The organism is Burkholderia torrens (genome assembly GCF_984668525.1).
Window position 1 is genome coordinate 164,384 of the sequence record NZ_OZ480211.1, and the last position, 18,417, is coordinate 182,800.

General features: G+C 68.4%; 14 protein-coding genes, 1 tRNA gene, 1 pseudogene and 2 riboswitches. Of the genes and pseudogenes, 5 read left to right on the plus strand and 11 right to left on the minus strand.

Annotation, left to right across the window (positions count from 1 at the left end):
- Positions 1-15 precede the first annotated feature (15 nt).
- Positions 16-1,050, plus strand: a complete 1,035-nt coding sequence (locus tag AC5LXX_RS00690) for a helix-turn-helix domain-containing protein (protein WP_124454688.1) — start codon at positions 16-18, stop codon at positions 1,048-1,050.
- A gap of 93 nt (positions 1,051-1,143) precedes the next feature.
- Here AC5LXX_RS00690 and AC5LXX_RS00695 read toward each other — a convergent pair whose 3' ends face one another.
- Both AC5LXX_RS00695 and AC5LXX_RS00700 read right to left on the minus strand, forming a co-directional pair.
- Entirely contained in the window at positions 1,144-2,238 is a 1,095-nt protein-coding gene (locus AC5LXX_RS00695; protein WP_493410195.1) for a glycosyltransferase family protein, read from the minus strand.
- Positions 2,235-3,938 carry a thiamine pyrophosphate-binding protein gene (locus AC5LXX_RS00700; protein ID WP_493410196.1) on the minus strand — a complete coding sequence of 568 codons (1,704 nt, stop codon included), beginning with the start codon at positions 3,936-3,938 and terminating at the stop codon, positions 2,235-2,237. The genes AC5LXX_RS00695 and AC5LXX_RS00700 overlap by 4 nt, the downstream gene beginning before the upstream one ends.
- A gap of 323 nt (positions 3,939-4,261) precedes the next feature.
- Between AC5LXX_RS00700 and vapB the strand changes: the two genes are divergently transcribed.
- Both vapB and AC5LXX_RS00710 read left to right on the plus strand, forming a co-directional pair.
- Complete coding sequence (gene vapB, locus AC5LXX_RS00705) at positions 4,262-4,498, plus strand: type II toxin-antitoxin system VapB family antitoxin (protein WP_493410197.1); 237 nt, start codon at positions 4,262-4,264, stop codon at positions 4,496-4,498.
- Positions 4,498-4,899 carry a type II toxin-antitoxin system VapC family toxin gene (locus tag AC5LXX_RS00710; RefSeq protein WP_493410198.1) on the plus strand — a complete coding sequence of 134 codons (402 nt, stop codon included), beginning with the start codon at positions 4,498-4,500 and terminating at the stop codon, positions 4,897-4,899. Before vapB ends, AC5LXX_RS00710 begins: the two co-directional genes overlap by 1 nt.
- A 67-nt stretch (positions 4,900-4,966) precedes the next feature.
- Here the strand turns inward: AC5LXX_RS00710 and AC5LXX_RS00715 are convergent, their stop codons facing one another.
- The 8 genes and pseudogenes from AC5LXX_RS00715 to AC5LXX_RS00750 form a co-directional block, all read right to left on the minus strand.
- A complete protein-coding gene (locus tag AC5LXX_RS00715; protein WP_493410199.1) occupies positions 4,967-6,355 on the minus strand; it encodes an L-serine ammonia-lyase in 1,389 nt (462 codons plus the stop codon).
- A 31-nt stretch (positions 6,356-6,386) separates the two neighbouring features.
- Entirely contained in the window at positions 6,387-7,529 is a 1,143-nt protein-coding gene (locus AC5LXX_RS00720; protein ID WP_493410200.1) for an alginate lyase family protein, read from the minus strand.
- 151 nt (positions 7,530-7,680) lie between these two features.
- On the minus strand, positions 7,681-10,608 hold the full coding sequence (gene gcvP, locus AC5LXX_RS00725) for an aminomethyl-transferring glycine dehydrogenase (protein ID WP_493410201.1): 2,928 nt from the start codon (positions 10,606-10,608) through the stop codon (positions 7,681-7,683).
- A gap of 58 nt (positions 10,609-10,666) precedes the next feature.
- A complete protein-coding gene (gene gcvH, locus AC5LXX_RS00730) occupies positions 10,667-11,047 on the minus strand; it encodes a glycine cleavage system protein GcvH (protein WP_493410202.1) in 381 nt (126 codons plus the stop codon).
- A 116-nt stretch (positions 11,048-11,163) separates the two neighbouring features.
- On the minus strand, positions 11,164-12,282 hold the full coding sequence (gcvT, locus tag AC5LXX_RS00735) for a glycine cleavage system aminomethyltransferase GcvT (protein ID WP_493410203.1): 1,119 nt from the start codon (positions 12,280-12,282) through the stop codon (positions 11,164-11,166).
- A gap of 83 nt (positions 12,283-12,365) precedes the next feature.
- Positions 12,366-12,499, minus strand: a riboswitch (glycine riboswitch).
- A gap of 34 nt (positions 12,500-12,533) precedes the next feature.
- A riboswitch (glycine riboswitch) is annotated at positions 12,534-12,636 on the minus strand.
- Positions 12,637-12,757: 121 nt separating this feature from the next.
- Positions 12,758-13,126: a hypothetical protein gene (locus tag AC5LXX_RS00740; RefSeq protein WP_493410204.1), complete on the minus strand. Its 369-nt coding sequence runs from the start codon at positions 13,124-13,126 to the stop codon at positions 12,758-12,760.
- A 200-nt stretch (positions 13,127-13,326) separates the two neighbouring features.
- A complete protein-coding gene (locus AC5LXX_RS00745; RefSeq protein WP_322082132.1) occupies positions 13,327-14,379 on the minus strand; it encodes an oxidoreductase in 1,053 nt (350 codons plus the stop codon).
- A gap of 219 nt (positions 14,380-14,598) precedes the next feature.
- Positions 14,599-14,721, minus strand: a pseudogene (locus tag AC5LXX_RS00750) (SGNH/GDSL hydrolase family protein); the annotation flags it as partial.
- Between the two features lie 286 nt (positions 14,722-15,007).
- Here AC5LXX_RS00750 and AC5LXX_RS00755 point away from each other — a divergent pair.
- Entirely contained in the window at positions 15,008-17,095 is a 2,088-nt protein-coding gene (locus tag AC5LXX_RS00755) for a UvrD-helicase domain-containing protein (protein ID WP_493410205.1), read from the plus strand.
- Between the two features lie 91 nt (positions 17,096-17,186).
- Here AC5LXX_RS00755 and AC5LXX_RS00760 read toward each other — a convergent pair whose 3' ends face one another.
- The gene (locus AC5LXX_RS00760; protein ID WP_493410206.1) at positions 17,187-18,077 is read right to left on the minus strand and encodes a c-type cytochrome; all 891 of its coding nucleotides are present in this window, start codon (positions 18,075-18,077) and stop codon (positions 17,187-17,189) included.
- Between the two features lie 252 nt (positions 18,078-18,329).
- Here AC5LXX_RS00760 and AC5LXX_RS00765 point away from each other — a divergent pair.
- Positions 18,330-18,405, plus strand: a tRNA-Arg gene (locus AC5LXX_RS00765).
- Positions 18,406-18,417: the final 12 nt, after the last annotated feature.

Here is an 18,417-nt window from a genome sequence, read left to right on the forward strand (position 1 = left end):
GAGAGGGAGGACACGATGGATCAACACGTGGCGTGTAGCGAAGAACCGACCGCCGAAGACACGCGGCGCAACGCGCAGGGCGACGACGCGCTGGCCGGGCAGGCCGTCGTCAGCGTCGCGCACGATGCGGACGAGCAGGCGCGCAACCTGATCGGCTGGCGGCAGACCTACGACCAGCTCGCGGCGGGCCGCTTCGTCGGCACGCTGACCGAGCTGCCGCTCGACACGATGAAGCTGTTTCGCGAATCGACGAGCCACCTGCTGCGCCAGGCCTGCGAAGTGCGCGGCGACGCGTACTGGTTCGGCATCCCGCTCGTGTGCGACGGCACCGCGCGCGTCGATGCGTGCCGGATCGGGCCCGGCGCGCTGGCGTTCCGGCCCGGTAACGTCGAATTCGAACTGGTGACGCCCGCGCAGTTCTCGATCTACGGCGTCGTCGTGCGCGGCGACGTGCTGCGCCGTTATGCGGAGGAAGTCGAGCGTCGCGCGCTCGACGAGCGGCTGTTCACGCAGCGCGTGATGCAGGTCGGCGATGCGCGGCTCGCGCGCCTGTGCGCGCTGCTCGGCAGCCGTCTCGATGGCGCGGTGGCGATGGACGGCCCGCTGCCCGATGCGCAGCGCGACGACCTGCAGGCCGACGTGCTGGCCGCGCTGTTCGATGTGTGCGCGCAACCGGCCGACGACGGCAGCGGCGCCGCGCCGTCGACGCGGCGCTGGATCGTCGAACAGGCGCGCGACTACGTGCTCGCCCATCGCACGCGCCCTGTCGGCGTGCCGGAATTGTGCGAGCAACTGCACGTGAGCCGGCGCACGCTGCAGTACTGTTTCCAGGACGTGCTCGGGATGGCGCCCGCGACCTATCTGCGCACGCTGCGGCTGAACGGCGCGCGGCGCGACCTGTGCGGCCGCGCGGCCGGCTCGGTGCAGGATGTCGCGGAGGCGTGGGGTTTCTGGCACCTGAGCCAGTTCGCGACCGATTACCGGCGGCTGTTCGGCAAGCGGCCGTCGGAGACGCTGCGCGATCGCGCGGTGACGGTCGCGGCGGGGTGAAACGGGTAGCCGGGGCGGTGCCGCGTCAGCACGGGGCGCGTGCGTGTACGGCTACTTGTTCGTTTGTCCTGCCGAAGGCCGCGTCGGGTTTGCTCAATTGACCGTCGTTGCCGCTTCGCGCGGGGCGGGCCACGCCAGCGCATCCCAGTCGATGGCGCGGTAAGCCGCTTCGACTGCGGCCAGATCGTCCGGCTGCTCGCTGCGATGCAACCCGTGCAATTCGACGGGCAGCTCGAGCGCGACCGGCACGCAATGCGGATAGTCGCGCACGCGCAGCGCCGGCCCGATCGTCGTGAAGCACGCGAGCGTCGGCACGTCGAACCCGTCGGCGAGATGCAGCGCGGCCGTGTCGGGCGTGAACAGCATGCTGGCGCCCTTGACCCAGGCGATGAAGCGCGCGGTGTCGGTGGCGTCGCTGCTCACGTCGACGTAAGCGGGATGCGCGACCGCGCCGAAGCCGGCCACCGGCAGCCCGTAGCGCTGCACGAGCCGATCCACGAACGCCGCGCGCAGCGCCGGCGGCACGCTGCGCACGGCCGTGCTCGCATTCGGGCAGAACAGCACGTACGGCCGCTGCCAGGCGGCCGGCAGCGCAGGCAGCGGCAACCGTGCGAGCCAGCGGTTGCGCTTCGCGGCGGCCGGCACGGCGGCCGGGTCGGCGCCGAGCGCATCCAGGAAGAAATCGATCATCGGTAGCCGCGCGAACGCGGGCCAGTACAGGTGATTGCCGACGTCGATGCACGGTGCATCGGCGGGCAGTGCTTCGACCGGGTACGGCAGCGTGCATGATGGCGCGACGACGTCGGCCGCGAGCGCATATAGCGCTTCGACGTAGCGCGGCGCGCGGGCCGGCCGGTACAGCGTGAAACGCAGGCCCGGGTGGGCCGCACGCAGCGCGGCGACGGCCGTCAGCCCGATCACCGAATCGCCGAGCGTGACGCCCATGCCGTTGATCACGTGCACGTGCCGCGTGCCGTCATGGTCGAGCCGGAACGGCCGGTGCGCGGCGTGCAGCAGGCCGAGCGCGGGCGCGGCCGCCACGTGACCGTCGGCACGCCCGCCGCCGTGCTCGACGTCGTACGGCGCGACGAGCGTGCCGTCGGGGGCGAGCAGCGTGCCGGGGCAGGCCAGCGCATCCTCGTGCGACAGCGCGACGCCGGGCGGCGCGATGTGCGTCTCCACCGTCATCCGCCGCGCGCGCGGCGGCCTTGCTCGCGGATCTGTTCGAGCGTCGCGGCCGGCGTGCTGGCGTCCTGCGGAATGCGGATCTCGATCACCGCAGGCAGCCCGCAGGTCAGCGCGCGTTCGAGCGCGGGCGCGAAATCGGCGGTGCGCTCGACCGTCTCGCCATGCGCGCCGAACGCCCGCGCATAGGCGGCGAAATCGGGGTTCGTGAGCCCCGTGCCGTGCACACGGCCCGGGTAGTTGCGCTCCTGATGCATGCGGATCGTGCCGAAATGCCCGTTGTTGACGACGATCGCGACGATGTTCAGCCCGTATTGCATCGCGGTCGCGAGCTCGTTGCCGGCCATCATGAAGCAGCCGTCGCCCGCGAGCGCGACGACCGCGCGCTGCGGATACAGCGATTTCGCGGCGAGCGCGGCCGGCAGCCCGTAGCCCATCGCGCCGCTGGTCGGCGCGAGCTGCGAACGGAAATGCCGGTATGCAAAGTGGCGATGCAGCCAGATTGCATAGTTGCCGGCGCCGTTGGTGAGGATCGCGTCGTGCGGCAGGCGCTCGCGCAACTGCACCATCACGTCGCCGAGCTGCACGTCGCCGGGCATCGGCAGCGGCGCATGCCATTCGCGATACGCGCGATGCGCGTCGGCGGCCGTGCCGGCCCACGCGGGGCGTTCGGGCGCCTCGAGCGCGGCGAGCGGCGCGGCGATCTCGGGCATCCCCGACACGATCGGCAGGTCGGCCGCATAGACGCGGCCGAGCTCGTCCGCGCCCTGGTGCACATGGATCAGCGTCTGGCGCGTCTTCGGGATGTCGAGCAGCGTGTAGCCGCCGGTCGTCGCTTCGCCGAGGCGTGGCCCGATGACGAGCAGCAGGTCGGCGTCGCGGATGCGTTTCGCGAGCGCGGGATTGATCCCGAGCCCGACGTCGCCCGCGTAGTTCGGGTGCGCGTTGTCGATCGTGTCCTGGAAGCGGAACGCGCAGGCGACCGGCAACTGCCAGCGTTCGACGAAGGTGCGCAGGTTCGCGCAGGCGTCGGGCGTCCAGCCGCTGCCGCCGACGATCGCGACCGGCCGTTCCGCGCGCGCGAGCCGCTCGCGCAATTCGTCGACCTGCGCGGCCGACGGTGCGGCCGCGATGCGTTTCGCGGCCGGCACGACGGGCTGCGACGCGCACGCTTCGGACAGCACGTCCTCGGGCAGCGCAAGCACGACCGGGCCGGGGCGGCCCGACGTCGCGACGTGGAACGCATGGCTCAGGTATTCGGGGATGCGGCGCGGGTCGTCGATCTGCGCGACCCATTTCGCCATCTGGCCGAACATCCGGCGGTAGTCGATTTCCTGGAAGGCTTCGCGGTCGAGGTGCTCGCGTGCGCACTGGCCGACGAACAGGATCATCGGCGTCGAATCCTGGAACGCGGTGTGCACGCCGATCGACGCATGGGTTGCGCCGGGCCCGCGCGTGACGAAGGCGATGCCGGGGCGGCCGGTCAGCTTGCCGACCGCTTCGGCCATGTTCGCGGCGGCCGCCTCGTGGCGGCAGACGACCGTCTGGATGCGCGCGGTGTCGTCCGCGAGCGCATCGAGTACGGCGAGGAAACTCTCGCCCGGCACGCAGAACACGCGTTCGACGTGATTGGCGAGCAACGCATCGACGAGCAGTCGCGCACCGGTGGTGGCGCGCGGCTCGAGATCCTTGGAATGCGACATAGGCTGCCGTCTCCCTGGGTAGCGGGACGTACAGCTTACGCCGGTACGCCGGCTGCTGAAAAGTGCCGGAACGCTGGGTGGTGCGGCGGGTGCGTCAGGACTTCGGTGGCCGAATGGCCAGCTTGTGCCCGCTGGCGCGATGGTGAAAAGTGAGCGCTACGGATGTTGAGCCGGACGCTGAATCGGCATGTCGGCGTTCAGGGAGGGGTTGATGTTGACGCGTCGAGCAGACCGCCATTGGGAGATTTATGTACACACATGGATTTACATTTCGACCCGCATCGGATAATGTACATACAATGTACATCCGACCGGAGATCGACATGCATACCACGAGGGTATTCAGGAACGGCAACTCGCAGGCCGTGCGAATTCCTGCAGACCTTGCTTATGATCGCAGCGACATCGAACTGGAAATCGAGCGCGTCGGTGACGAAATCCGCATTCGGCCGATGCGGCGGCCTTTGACCCACGTACTTGAGAAATTCGCGAAATTCGGGCCGGATTTCATGGCCGAAGGGCGGGGCGAGCAGGAACAGGCCGAACGCGAGGGTTTGTGATGCCGCGCTTCATGCTCGACACCAACATGTGCATCTATCTGATGAAAAATCAGCCGGAGCAGGTCGCGAGACGGTTTGCGCAGTGCTACACGGGCGACGTCGTCATGTCGGCGATCACCTATGCGGAGCTCGAGTACGGCGTGACCGCATGCACGAGCCCCGCGCGAGAGCGCCGCAATCTCGCCGCATTGATCGAGGATATTCCCGTCGCGCCTTTCGACGCCGCGGCAGCGCGAGCGTATGGTCCGGTCCGCGACGCGACCCGTGAGCGAAAGAAGGATCACCTCGACAAATTGATCGCCGCTCATGCGGTGTCGCTCGATGTCGTCCTCGTTACCAACAACGAGCGCGATTTCGTCAGCTATCCGGGGTTGCGACTGGAGAACTGGCTGAACGACTAGCGTCGGGCGCCATGCCCGGCGGCAACGCAGGGTGTCGATCCACCCCGCGCCATCGCCGGGTCCGGCATCAGCACTCGACGATATTCACCGCCAGCCCGCCGCGCGACGTTTCCTTGTACTTCGTCTTCATGTCGGCGCCCGTCTCGCGCATCGTCTTGATCACGGAGTCGAGCGACACGTAGTGCGAGCCGTCGCCGCGCAGCGCCATGCGCGCCGCGTTGACGGCCTTCACAGATGCCATCGCGTTGCGCTCGATGCACGGAATCTGCACCATCCCGCCCACCGGGTCGCAGGTGAGGCCGAGGTTGTGTTCCATCCCGATTTCGGCCGCGTTCTCGACCTGCTGCGGCGTGCCGCCGAGCACGGCCGCGAGCGCGCCGGCCGCCATCGAGCACGCAACCCCCACTTCACCCTGGCAACCGACTTCCGCGCCCGAAATCGACGCGTTGAGCTTGTAAAGAATGCCGATTGCGGCGGCCGTCAGCAGGAAGTCGATCACGCCTTGCTCGTTCGCGCCGGGCGTGAAGCGCGTGTAGTAGTGCAGCACGGCCGGGATGATGCCGGCGGCGCCGTTGGTCGGCGCGGTGACGACACGGCCGCCGGCCGCGTTTTCCTCGTTGACCGCGATCGCGTACAGGTTGATCCAGTCGATCATCGACAGCGGATCCTGCAGCGCGCGCTCCGGGCTGCCCGTCAGCGTGCGGTACAGCTGCGGCGCGCGGCGCTTGACCTGGAACGGGCCGGGCAGGTTGCCGTCGGCATCGGGGTTGCCGATGCCGCAGCCGCGCGACACGCACGACTGCATCACCGACCAGATTTTCAGCAGCCCGTCGCGCGTTTCTTCCTCGGTGTGCCACGCGCGCTCGTTGTCCCACATCAGCTGCGCGATCGACTTGCCGGTCGACTCGGTCAGCGCGAGCAGCTCGGCGCCGGTGCGGAACGGGTGCGTCATCTGCTCGGCCGCGCTCAGCACCTTCGTGTTCGGCGCGCCGGCCGTCACGACGAAGCCGCCGCCGACCGACAGGTAGGTGCGCTCGACCAGCACCGCGCCGTTCGCGTCGGATGCGCGCAGCTTCATCCCGTTCGGATGCTCGGGCAGCGCCTGGCGGTAGAACGCGATGTTCTCCTTCAGCACGAACGGCACCGGATGCTTGCCGAGCAGCGCGAGCTGCTTCGACTTGCGCACGTCTTCCAGCCGCGCGTCGATCGTGTCGGGATCGACGGTGTCGGGCGCGTCGCCGAGCAGGCCGAGCATCACGCCGCGGTCGGTGCCGTGGCCCTTGCCGGTGGCGCCGAGCGAGCCGTACAGCTCGACCTTCACGTGGGCCGTCGCGTCGAGCTGCCCGTCGCGCTCGAGGCCCTGGACGAACATCAGCGCCGCGCGCATCGGTCCGACCGTGTGCGAACTGGACGGACCGATGCCGATCTTGAAGAGGTCAAACACGCTGACTGCCATTTCGATACCTGCCTTGCTATAAGAATAATTGCTAGCGCGCCTGCAATGGCAGGCACGCGGCGAGCCATGCGGGCGGCGTTGGGGAAAGCTGCTGCGCGACGCGGGCATAGCGCCCGTCGAGCCGCGCGGCCAGATGAAAGAGTTCGGTGGCGTTTTTCGGGTCCCACTGCCCCGTGTAACCCGGCAGGCCGGCCTCGCGGCGCTTCGCGTCGAACGGCACCGGCGAATTCACGAATTCCTCGTGGGTTTTCTCGCCGAGCGCATACGGCACGAGCCAGTCGAGCGCCGCCGCGAGCGTCGCGCCGTTCGCGCCGCGTTCGCGCAGCCAGTTGCGGTTGAAGCGGCGCGCGGCGAGCGCGGCCGTCACCAGCGGCTGCAGATCGTAGACCGCGTAATGCAGCGCATCGCGTTCCTCGAAGTCCCAGGTCTTGCCGTCCGGGCCGATGTTGTCGGCGAGATGCTCGACGAACAGCCGCTGCGCGGCGTTCATCATCTTGCGGTCGCCGAGCGTGAACGCGGACAGCGCGACCAGCTTGATCCGGTGGCTCTGCCAGTTGTTGCGCCAGGTGCCGGTGAGCGGGCGCTTCTGCGCGTCGATCTGCGCGACATAGCCGGCGCCGAGCTTCGCGATGAACGCGGCCGTCGCGTTGCGGGTTTTTACCGGCAGCGCGCTCGCGGTCATGTCGTACGCGACGATCAGGCTCTCGAAGCGCGTTTCGTCGATCGGATTGAAGCTCGGCTGGTAGGTCGAGACCCACGCGGACAGGAAGCGGTCGACGAGCTGCAGGTAGCGCGGCGCGTTCGTCACGCGCCACGCGAGCGCCGCGTCGCGCATCAGGTCCATGTCCTTCAGCGCGGCCGCACTCTGGTCGTAGATGCCTTCGTGCGGCAGCGTGCCTTCGGTGTGCACGCGCGCCATCGCCTTCGGCTGCTCGCCGATGCGCGCGTCGACGCTGCGGATCAGCGCCTGCACGCCCGGTTCGGCCTGCGTCGTCTCGCTCGCCTGCAGCGCAGGCGCCGCGCAGAAATTCATCGCCGCGCGCGCGCTGCCGGACGCGCCGAGGCCGGCAGCGGCCAGCGACAGCGAGGCGACGAGCATCGGCACGAACCGGCCTGCGCGCGTGCACGGCCGCTTCTTGGTTGCACCATGGCCCGGAAACATCGGACGCACCATGCGGAACTCCTTCATTGGCTGGATCGCGTGTGATGTTAGCCGGATTGGCGGAGGAACGTGAACCGGTTCGCCCGGCGAACGCAAAAACCGCACGCAACCCCGGGTTGCGTGCGGTGCGGTCACCATCGGGCGGTTCCGGGCCTGGCGTGCGTTATGCGTATTCCGACATCGGCACGCACGAGCAGAACAGGTTGCGGTCGCCGTACGCGTTGTCCGCGCGGCCGACCGGCGGCCAGTACTTGTTCGTGCCGAGCGATGCGACCGGGTACGCAGCCTGCTCGCGCGAGTACGCGTGCGGCCATTCGTTCGCGGTGACGACGGCTGCCGTGTGCGGTGCGTGACGCAGCGGGTTGTCCTCGCGATCGGCGCGGCCTTCCTCGACCGCGCGGATTTCCTCGCGGATCGCGATCATCGCGGCGATGAAGCGGTCGAGTTCTTCCTGCGATTCGGATTCGGTCGGCTCGACCATCAGCGTGCCCGGCACCGGGAAGCTCATCGTCGGCGCGTGGAAGCCGTAGTCCATCAGGCGCTTCGCGACGTCGTCGACGCTGATGCCGCTCGATTCCTTGATCGGACGCAGGTCGAGAATGCACTCGTGCGCGACCAGCCCGCCCGGGCCCGAATACAGCACCGGGTAGTGCGGCGCGAGGCGCTTCGCGATGTAGTTCGCGTTGAGGATCGCGGTTTCCGTCGCGGCGGTCAGGTTCTTCGCGCCCATCATCGCGATGTACATCCACGAGATCGGCAGGATCGACGCCGAGCCGTACGGTGCTGCCGATACCGCGCCGATGCCGTCTTCCGCGCGTGCGTAGCCGGTCGAACGCTGGTTCGGCAGGAACTTCGCGAGGTGCGCGCCGACCGCGACCGGGCCGACGCCCGGGCCGCCGCCGCCGTGCGGGATGCAGAACGTCTTGTGCAGGTTCAGGTGCGACACGTCGCCGCCGAACTGGCCCGGCGCGGTCAGGCCGACCATCGCGTTCATGTTCGCGCCGTCGACGTACACCTGGCCGCCGTGCGTGTGGACGATCTCGCAAATCTCGCGGACGTTCTGCTCGAACACGCCGTGCGTCGACGGATACGTGATCATGATCGCCGCGAGGTCCTTCGAATGTTCTTCGGCCTTCGCCTTCAGGTCGGCGATATCGACGTTGCCCTGTGCGTCGCAGGCCACGACCACGACCTTCATGCCGGCCATGTGCGCCGACGCCGGGTTCGTGCCGTGCGCGGATGCGGGGATCAGGCACACGTCGCGATGCGCTTCGCCGCGCGATGCGTGGTACGCGTGGATGATCAGGAGGCCCGCGTACTCGCCCTGCGAGCCGGCGTTCGGCTGCAGCGACACGGCTGCGTAGCCGGTGGCCGCGACGAGCATCTGCTCGAGCTGATCGATCATCTCGCGGTAGCCGACGGTCTGCTCGGCCGGGGCGAACGGGTGGATGCCGCCGAATTCGGGCCACGTGACCGGCAGCATTTCCGAGGTCGCGTTCAGCTTCATCGTGCACGAGCCGAGCGGGATCATCGAGCGGTCGAGCGCGAGATCCTTGTCCGACAGGCTGCGCAGGTAACGCAGCATTTCGGTTTCGGAATGGTGGCGGTTGAACACGTGGTGCGTCAGGTATGCGCTCGTGCGCTCGAGGCCGGCCGGCAGCGCGGCGACGCCGGCGAGGCCCGCGTCCAGCGCGTCGACGGCCGGTGCGGTGCCGCCCGCGGCCTGCGCGAACACGTCGAGAAGATCGGCGAGGTCGTCGCGCGTCGTCGTTTCGTCGACCGACACGCCGACTTGCGTGTCGCTCACGCGGCGCAGGTTGATGCGCCGGGCCTTCGCGAACTCATGGACCTGCGCGGTGCGCGCGCCGGTGTCGATCGTCAGCGTGTCGAAGAACGTGTCGTTGACGGTCGCGAAGCCGAGCTGCTTCACGCCGGCGGCGAGCAGCGCCGCGATGCGGTTTACGCGCAGCGCGATCGTCTTCAGGCCGTGAGGGCCGTGGTAGACCGCGTACATGCTGGCCATGATCGCGAGCAGCGCCTGCGCGGTACACACGTTCGACGTCGCCTTCTCGCGGCGGATGTGCTGTTCGCGCGTCTGCAGCGCGAGGCGCAGCGCGGGCTTGCCCTGCGCGTCGACCGTCACGCCGACGAGGCGGCCCGGCATCTGGCGCTTGAATTCGTCACGCACCGCGAGGTACGCGGCGTGCGGGCCGCCGAAGCCCATCGGCACGCCGAAGCGCTGCGTGTTGCCGATCGCGACGTCCGCGCCCCATTCGCCGGGCGGCGTCAGTACGGTGAGCGCGAGCAGGTCGGCCGCGACGACCACGTGGCCGCCGGCCGCGTGGATCGCTTCGGTGAGCGCGCGGTAGTCGCGCACGTCGCCGTTCACGCCCGGGTATTGCAGCAGCACGCCGAACGCGTTTGCCTGCGCGGCGTCGGCGGCCGGGCCCGTCTTGACCTCGATGCCGACCGGCAGCGCGCGCGTGCGGATCACTTCCAGCGTTTGCGGCAGCACGTCGTCGGCGACGTAGAACACGTTCGACGCCGGCTTGCCGGTGCGCTGCAGCAACGTCATCGCTTCGGCCGCGGCAGTGGCTTCGTCGAGCAGCGATGCGTTCGAGATCGCGAGGCCCGTCAGGTCGGCGATCATCTGCTGGAAGTTCAGGAGCGCCTCGAGGCGACCCTGGGAAATTTCGGGCTGGTACGGCGTGTAGGCCGTGTACCACGCCGGGTTTTCGAGCACGTTGCGCAGGATCACGGCCGGCGTGTGCGTGTCGTTGTAACCCTGACCGATATACGAGCGGAACACCTGGTTCTTGTCCGCGAGAACCCGCAGCGCGGCGAGCGCTTCGGCCTCGCTCTTCGGCTGCGCGAACGGGCCGAGCGGCAGCGTTTCGGCGCGGCGAATCGAGGCCGGGATCACGGCGTCGATCAGGGCGGCGCGCGACGCAAAGCCGAGCGTGTCGAGCATGGCCTGCTGGCTGGCGGCATCGGGGCCGATGTGGCGTTCGGCGAACGCGTCGTGCGTTTCGAGCGCGGCGAGCGAGAGGGGCGTGCGGTTCATCAGGCGGTCCGGGTGTTCGAGCTTCATGGCGTGACTCTGGTCCCGCGCGCGCCGAGGCCGGCGCCGCGCGGTTCGGGTAGGGGAATTAGTCGATCAGCTTGCTGTAGGCGGCAGCGTCGATCAGCTTGTCGGTCGATGCGCCGGCCGCGAGCTTGATCTTGAAGAGCCACGTGTCGTACGGCTCGGCGTTGACGTCTTCCGGCGTGTCGGTTGCGTCCGTGTTGATGGCGATGATCTCGCCCGACACCGGCGAGTAGATGTCGGATGCCGCCTTCACCGATTCGACGACGCCGACCGCGTCGCCTTCCTTCACTTGCTTGCCGACTGCCGGCAGCTCGAGGAACACGATGTCGCCAAGCGTGTTCTGCGCGTGATCGGTGATGCCGACCGTCAGCGTGCCGTCTGCCTCGGCACGGATCCACTCGTGTTCGTCGGTGTATTTCAGCTCGACCGGGACGTTGCTCATCGGATGCTCCTGGATAAAAGGGTTTGTTCGTTGTTGCGGGCGCGCCGCCATGGCACGCCGGATGCGGTTGCGCCGGGTGCCATCTCCCGGCTTACCGGGAGGCGGCCCCCCGGCCGTTACGCAGCGAGGACCTTGCCGTTGCGCACGAACGGCAGTTTTACCACGCGCGCGGGAAGATTCTTGTCTCGAATTTGCACCTGGACCAGGTCGCCGATCTGGACGGCGGCCGGCACGCGGGCGAACGCGATCGATTCCTGCATCGACGGCGAGAACGTGCCGCTCGTGATCTCGCCTTCGCCGTGCGGCGTGACGACCTTCTGGTGCGCGCGCAGCACGCCGCCTGCCTTGCCGTTTTCCTTCTGCAGGATCAGGCCGACGAACGCGGCGCGCGTGCCGTTGGCTTCCAGTGCGGCGCGGCCGACGAAGTCGCGCGGTGCGGTGAGGTCGACCGTCCACGCGAGGCCCGCGTCGAGCGGGGAGACGGTGTCGTCCATGTCCTGGCCGTACAGGTTCATGCCGGCCTCGAGGCGCAGCGTGTCGCGCGCACCGAGCCCGCACGGGCGTACGCCGTTTTGCTGCAGTGCGGCCCACAGCGCTTCGACGTGCACGGCCGGGACGATCACTTCGAAACCGTCTTCACCGGTATAGCCGGTGCGGGCGATGGTGAGATCGCCGAACGGCGTGGCGGCGACCTGCGCGGCGTTGAACGGCTTCAGCTCGCTGGTCGCGGCACGGGCGGAAGGCACCGTGGTCCAGACCTTTTCGCGGGCGTTCGGGCCCTGTACGGCGACGATCGCGAAATCGCGGCGCGGTGCGATCGTGAGACCGTAGCCGCCTTGCTCGTTCAGCTGGTTGAACCACGCGATGTCTTTCTCGGCCGTGCCGGCGTTGACGACCACGCGGAAGAATTCTTCGGTGAAGTAATAGACGATCAGGTCGTCGATGACGCCGCCCTGCGGATTGAGCAGGCACGAGTAGAGGGCCTTGCCGGGCGTCTTGAGCTTGCCGACGTTGTTCGCGATCGCGTGCTCGAAGAACGCGCGCACGCGGCTGCCGGTGAAGTCGACCACGCACATGTGCGACACGTCGAACATGCCGGCGTCGGTGCGCACGGCTTCGTGTTCTTCGATCTGCGAGCCGTAGTTGACGGGCATGTTCCAGCCGCCGAAGTCGACCATGCGGGCATTGAGCGCGCGGTGCGCGGCGTTGAGCGGGGTGTGATTCAGTGCAGTCATCGAGGCCTCAGGCAAGGCGCTTGCGCGCGGATCAGAACGGCCATGTGCCGACCGCCGCGGCCGATGGCCTCAAGCGATCCGGTACATGCCCCTCTGTCCTCGATACCTGAGAGATTGCGCGGCGGGCAAAGCCCGGCCGGCGCGCGCCCCTTCGGTGGGCAGCCTGCCCGCGCAACCAGTGCGCTGCGGGCTACTGCCGCTCTCCAGAGTGCGGGGAGAGTGTGGCCCGCGCAGTGCGCGGACGCGATTCCCCGACGCGGTCGGTCCTTTTGCCTGAGAGTTTGCGGGTGTGCCCCTTCGGCGGCGCAACCGGTGTCGAAACGACCCGGTTACACGCTCTCCCGACGCGTGCGGGCGACTGTACGCGAGCGGGTGGGCATTGTCAATTTGGGCAAAAGAATGTCGCTTCGCGACAAGCGGCGGCGTGGGGTGCCGCCGCTTTTGCCGGCACCGGCAGGTGTCGGCCTGGCCGGGATTACTCGCCGATCGCGCGCGCGGCCGTGTCGAGTTCCTGGTTCAGCACGCGCTGCTCGTCGCCGGACAGGCCGCCGCTGTGCTGGGCCGCCATGTCGTTCGATTCCTGGCGGATCACGTCGAGGCGGTGGTGCAGCTGCGCGCCGTACGGCGGCGGGTAGTAGCCGCCGTTCACGCGCGCGTCGATGCGACGGTGCAGGTTGTCGATCCGGCCCTGGACCTCCTGCATGCGGTCGTTCGCGACGACCTGCGGATTCGGACGCGGCGGGGGCGGAGGCGCCTGCCGGACCGGCCGCTGCGGCTGCACGATACACGCAGCGAGCGAGGAAACCAGGACGCAGTATGCCGCTGCGCGAATCAACCGTTGCATCACATTCTCCTGACGGATTGGTGTCGGATCGACTTTTTGAGAAACGCGTCAGACCGGACGACCGCTGACTTTCGTTCCCGCACCATTTGTAACGGAATGTTCGGGACGGGGCCGTTGCGGCGGCTGACGCAGGGCCGCTGCCCGCGCGCGGTGCGGGAGGGCGGCAGCGGCCGGGTCGGCACTGACCCGGCCGGCGGCCATCATACGATGCGTCGCACGAACGGTACCCGGCGGCCGTCGTGCTCGCTCTGCGCGGCGAGCTCGATGATGGTCATCACGTCGACGGCGTCCTGCGCGGTGACGGGGAACGGTGCGCCGTCGCGGATCGACGCGGCGAGCGCACGGTAGAACTCCGCGTACTGGCCGTCGAGCGTCGGAACCGGGCGCTCGACCTCGACGTCGCCGTCGAGCACGCGCAGCAGGCCGGGCGGGTTGCCGCCGCCGAATTCGACGTCATCCGCGGTGAGGCCGGCCTTGAGCTGGTCTTCCTGCGTGTCGAGCCCGAATTTCTCGTAGCTGCCGCGCGTGCCGTGCAGCGTGAAGCGCGCGGGTTCGATCGCTGACAGCGCGCTCGCATGCAGCGCGACGTCCTTGTCCGGATAGCCGAGCAGCAGATGGACGAAATCGGGCGCCGTGCCGTTGTCGCGACGTGTCTTGACGGTCGCGCTCACCGTTTCCGGCGTGCCGAACAGCGCGAGCGCCTGGTCGATCAGGTGCGGGCCGAGATCGAGCAGCAGGCCGCCGCCGCGGGCCGGCTCTTCGCGCCAGCGCGTGCGCGGCGTCGGCCGGAAGCGGTCGAAATGCGACGCGAAATAGGTGAGGCGGCCGAGCTCGCCCGACTTGACGATGTCGCGCACGGTGAGGAAATCGCCGTCCCAGCGGCGGTTGTGGAACGGCGCGAACAGCCGGCTGCGCGCGTTCGCGAGCCGTGCGAGCGCAAGCGCCTCGTCGGCGGTGAGCGTGACGGGCTTGTCGACGACCACATGGCGGCCGGCTTCGAGCACCTGGCGCGCGAGCGTGAAGTGCGTGTCGTTCGGCGTGGCGATCACCACGCACTCGATGTCGTCGAGGCCGAGCAGCGTATCGAGGTCGGGGACGACGCGCGCGCCCGGATACGCGGCCTGCGCGCGATCGGGCTGCCCCGTCGCGATCGCGGCGACTTCAGTGCGGCCGCTCGTGGCGATCACCGGCGCGTGGAATGTCGCGCCGGCGAAACCGAAACCCATCAAACCAATCCTGAGCAATGACGACATGGCAATCCCTGGCTGCGAAGGAAACTAAAGGATGGCGCGCCGAAATGGCGCGAAGACGACCGGCTATTTTGGCATGGCGCCGCCGCTTGCACAGTGGCGTCGGGCGAAACGCGCGACGTGACGCGACGCTTGCGCAAGGAAACGCGGCATTTTGCGCGGGGCCGCGCACCGCGCGCGGCATGGCCGGCTGCCAGGCTGCATGGTGAATGACCGGCGGACGTTGCCGGCCACGCCGTCGAGCGGGCCGGCCGCCTCGGGCAACCGCGGCGTGACGCGGCGCACGTAGCGGCCCTGCGCGAACAGCAGCGGGCCGAGGGCGGCGGTGGCGAACGGGTATCCCACGAGGTCGATCCGGTAGGGGTTCAGGAAAATGAAATCGGGCCGGAGCGGGCGGCGCCGGGGGAGACATATTGTGGCCGAGCGGTGCGCGAACGGGGCCGGATTGGCCGGACGGACAGGGCGCGCCCGGCCGGTCGGCCTGCGCGGCCCCGTCCGGCGGCGCTCCCGAAATGCACGCCGCCGACGTGTTAACATGCGCGTCCTGCCCGCGTGTCCGCCTGCTTCGCCAGCCCGCCGCGCACGGCATCCTCCCGGCGTTCCGCCGTCAACCGCAACACCATCCGCCATCATGTCAGCAGGCCTCAATCCCGCTCAGAACGAAGCGGTGCGCTACCTCGACGGTCCCTGTCTCGTGCTCGCCGGCGCGGGCAGCGGCAAGACCCGCGTGATCACGCAGAAGATCGCGCACCTGATCGAAGCGAAAGGCTTCGAGCCGCGCCATATCGCCGCCGTCACGTTCACGAACAAGGCGGCCGCCGAAATGCGCGAGCGCGTGTCGAAGCTGCTCGAGGGCAAGACGCTCACCACGCCCGGCAAGGAAGGCCGCAAGGTGCCCGTCAACCAGCTCACCGTCTGCACGTTCCATTCGCTCGGCGTGCAGATCCTGCGGCAGGAGGCCGAGCATGTCGGCCTGAAGCCGCAGTTCTCGATCATGGATTCGGACGACTGCTTCGGGATGATCCAGGAACAGCTCGGCACGACCGACAAGGGGCTGATCCGCAAGATCCAGAGCATCATCTCGCTGTGGAAGAACGGCCTGATCATGCCCGACGAGGCGATGGCGATCGCGTCGAACGAGGACGAGCACCAGGCCGCGCTCGTCTACCGCAACTACGTCGCGACGCTGCATGCGTACCAGGCGGTCGATTTCGACGACCTGATCCGCCTGCCGGCCGAGCTGTTCGCGAAGAACGAGCAGGTGCGCGACCGCTGGCAGAACAAGCTGCGCTACCTGCTGATCGACGAGTACCAGGACACCAACGCGTGCCAGTACGAGCTGGTGAAGCTGCTCGCGGGCCCGCGTGCCGCGTTCACGGCGGTCGGCGACGACGACCAGGCGATCTACGGCTGGCGTGGCGCGACGCTCGAGAACCTCGCGCAGCTCGGGAAGGATTTCCCGAAGCTGCACCTGATCAAGCTCGAGCAGAACTACCGGTCGACGGTGCGGATCCTGACCGCCGCGAACAACGTGATCGCGAACAACCCGAAGCTGTTCGAGAAGAAGCTGTGGTCCGAGCACGGGATGGGCGATTCGATCACCGTCACGGCGTGCAACGACGAGGAGCACGAGGCCGAATCGGTCGTGTTCCGGCTGTCCGCGCACAAGTTCGAGCGGCGCGCGCAGTTCCGCGACTACGCGATCCTGTACCGCGGCAACTTCCAGGCGCGCATCTTCGAACAGGTGCTGCGGCGCGAGCGGATCCCGTACGTGCTGTCCGGCGGCCAGTCGTTCTTCGACAAGGCCGAGATCAAGGATTTGTGCGCGTACCTGCGGCTGATCGCGAACGCCGACGACGATCCCGCGTTCATCCGCGCGATCACGACGCCGCGCCGCGGCATCGGCAACACGACGCTCGAGGCGCTCGGCTCGTTTGCGGGGCAGGCGAAGGTGTCGCTGTTCGAAGCCGTGTACATGGGCGGGATCGAGGCGCGGCTGTCGGCGCGCCAGGTCGAGCCGCTGCGGATGTTCTGCGACTTCATCCAGCGCCTGACCGAGCGCGCGGACAAGGAGCCCGCGACCGTCGTGCTCGACGACATGATGGAAGCGATCCACTACGAGGCGTACCTGTACGACGCATTCGACGAGCGGCAGGCGCAGTCGAAGTGGCAGAACGTGCTCGAATTCCTCGAATGGCTGAAGCGCAAGGGCACCAAGCCCGAGACGGAGGCCGTCGACGGCGAGGCCGAAGGCTTCCACAACGCGGACGGGCTTGCCGATACGGGCAAGAACCTGCTCGGCCTGATCCAGACCGTCGCGCTGATGTCGATGCTCGAGGGCAAGGAAGATGATCCGGACGCCGTGCGGCTGTCGACCGTCCACGCGTCGAAGGGGCTCGAGTATCCGCACGTGTTCCTGGTCGGCGTCGAGGAGGGCATCATGCCGCACCGCGGCGGCAGCGAGGACGACGGCCCGATCGACAGCGAGCGGATCGAGGAAGAGCGCCGGCTGATGTACGTCGCGATCACGCGCGCGCAGCGCAGCCTGCATCTGAACTGGTGCAAGAAGCGCAAGCGGGCGCGTGAGACGGTCGTGTGCGAGCCATCGCGTTTCATTCCGGAGATGGGGCTCGACGAAGCGCCGCCGCCGACGCCGGAAGAAGCGCCGATGTCGCCGAAGGACCGGCTCGCGAGTTTGAAGGCTTTGCTGCAGAAGTGACGCGGCGAGCCGGCGGACCGCCGCACCGGAAAGAGAAAACCCCCGCGATGCGCATGCGTCGCGGGGGTTTTTTACGGATGGCCCGGCGTGGTTACTTCGACGCGTTGACCATGTAGTCGACGGCCGCCTTCACGTCGGCGTCCGACGCGTTCGACCCGCCCTTCGGCGGCATCGCGCCCTTGCCGTGCAGCGCGTAGTTGTAGACCGTATCCATCGACTCCTTCAGGCGCGGCGCCCAGTCGTCCTTGTTGCCGAACTTCGGTGCGCCGAGTACGCCGGCCCCGTGGCAGGCCACGCAGGTCGACGAGTACAGCGCCTTGCCGGCGTCGGCACTGGCCGGGGCGGCCGCTGCTGCAGGCGCTTCACCGGCCTTCGGGATCGCGGCGATCGCAGCCTGTGCCGCGGCGACTTGCGCGCTCGCGGCGTCGGCTGTGCCCGATGCGGCTGCGGCGCCGCTGGCGGCCGGTGCCGCATTGGCTGCCGGCGCTGCCGGTTCGGGGAAGTTCGCGCCGTCGTTGTTCGCCATGTAGACGATCGCGCGGGCGATTTCATAGTCGCTGACGTCGTCGGGGCTCGTGCCGCCGCGCGGCGGCATCGCGCCCTTGCCGGCGAGGGCCGTCTTCAGCAGCGTGTCGAAGCCTTGCGAGATGCGCGGCGCCCAGTCGTCCTTGTTGCCGAACTTCGGTGCGCCGGCCGCGCCCGTGCCGTGACAGGTCACGCAGACGGCCTTGTAGACTTCCTCGCCGGTCTTGTACGTGCGGGGCGCGTTGGCGTCCTTCACGTCGACCTTCGCGAGCGGCGCGATACGCGCGGCGACCTGTTCGTCGGATAGCGCATCGGTGCCGGCGCCGGAACGGAACGCATGGTTCGCATAGTTGGCGAACAGGACGATCAGGATGATCGGAATCGCGAACGACGCGATGATGACGGCAATCAGCTGCCCGGGTGTCTTGACGGGAGATTCGTGGGGTGCTTCGCTCATGCTTGCCTCGTCTCCATGAATAGGAATTGTGAGCGCGGTGCAACGGCAAAATGGCAGTCCAATGAAGCACGGACGATTATAGACGGAACGTTTACATCACGGCGAGCGGTGCGGTGGCGCGTGTTTACCCGCACGCAGCCCGGCCCGGCGGCCATTCGGCGGGCAAGGTGGACGCGTCATGGGAAACCGGGTATCCTTGCCGTCTTGCCAAACGTGGGCGGCCTGTATATTGGGGTCGCTTCACTGTCTCACGCGCCCGTAGCTCAATGGATAGAGTACTGCCCTCCGAAGGCAGGGGTTGCTGGTTCGATCCCAGCCGGGCGCGCCAAGCCTAGTAAGG

Excerpts from the sequence above, each read along its gene's own strand:
- AC5LXX_RS00740 (WP_493410204.1), bottom strand. The coding sequence starts at position 13,126 with ATGCAACGGTTGATTCGCGCAGCGGCATACTGCGTCCTGGTTTCCTCG.
- AC5LXX_RS00695 (WP_493410195.1), bottom strand. The coding sequence starts at position 2,238 with ATGACGGTGGAGACGCACATCGCGCCGCCCGGCGTCGCGCTGTCGCAC.
- AC5LXX_RS00745 (WP_322082132.1), bottom strand. The coding sequence starts at position 14,379 with ATGTCGTCATTGCTCAGGATTGGTTTGATGGGTTTCGGTTTCGCCGGC.
- gcvP (WP_493410201.1), bottom strand. The coding sequence starts at position 10,608 with ATGAAGCTCGAACACCCGGACCGCCTGATGAACCGCACGCCCCTCTCG.
- vapB (WP_493410197.1), top strand. The coding sequence starts at position 4,262 with ATGCATACCACGAGGGTATTCAGGAACGGCAACTCGCAGGCCGTGCGA.
- AC5LXX_RS00755 (WP_493410205.1), top strand. The coding sequence starts at position 15,008 with ATGTCAGCAGGCCTCAATCCCGCTCAGAACGAAGCGGTGCGCTACCTC.
- AC5LXX_RS00690 (WP_124454688.1), top strand. The coding sequence starts at position 16 with ATGGATCAACACGTGGCGTGTAGCGAAGAACCGACCGCCGAAGACACG.
- AC5LXX_RS00720 (WP_493410200.1), bottom strand. The coding sequence starts at position 7,529 with ATGGTGCGTCCGATGTTTCCGGGCCATGGTGCAACCAAGAAGCGGCCG.
- gcvT (WP_493410203.1), bottom strand. The coding sequence starts at position 12,282 with ATGACTGCACTGAATCACACCCCGCTCAACGCCGCGCACCGCGCGCTC.
- AC5LXX_RS00700 (WP_493410196.1), bottom strand. The coding sequence starts at position 3,938 with ATGTCGCATTCCAAGGATCTCGAGCCGCGCGCCACCACCGGTGCGCGA.
- AC5LXX_RS00715 (WP_493410199.1), bottom strand. The coding sequence starts at position 6,355 with ATGGCAGTCAGCGTGTTTGACCTCTTCAAGATCGGCATCGGTCCGTCC.
- AC5LXX_RS00710 (WP_493410198.1), top strand. The coding sequence starts at position 4,498 with ATGCCGCGCTTCATGCTCGACACCAACATGTGCATCTATCTGATGAAA.
- AC5LXX_RS00760 (WP_493410206.1), bottom strand. The coding sequence starts at position 18,077 with ATGAGCGAAGCACCCCACGAATCTCCCGTCAAGACACCCGGGCAGCTG.
- gcvH (WP_493410202.1), bottom strand. The coding sequence starts at position 11,047 with ATGAGCAACGTCCCGGTCGAGCTGAAATACACCGACGAACACGAGTGG.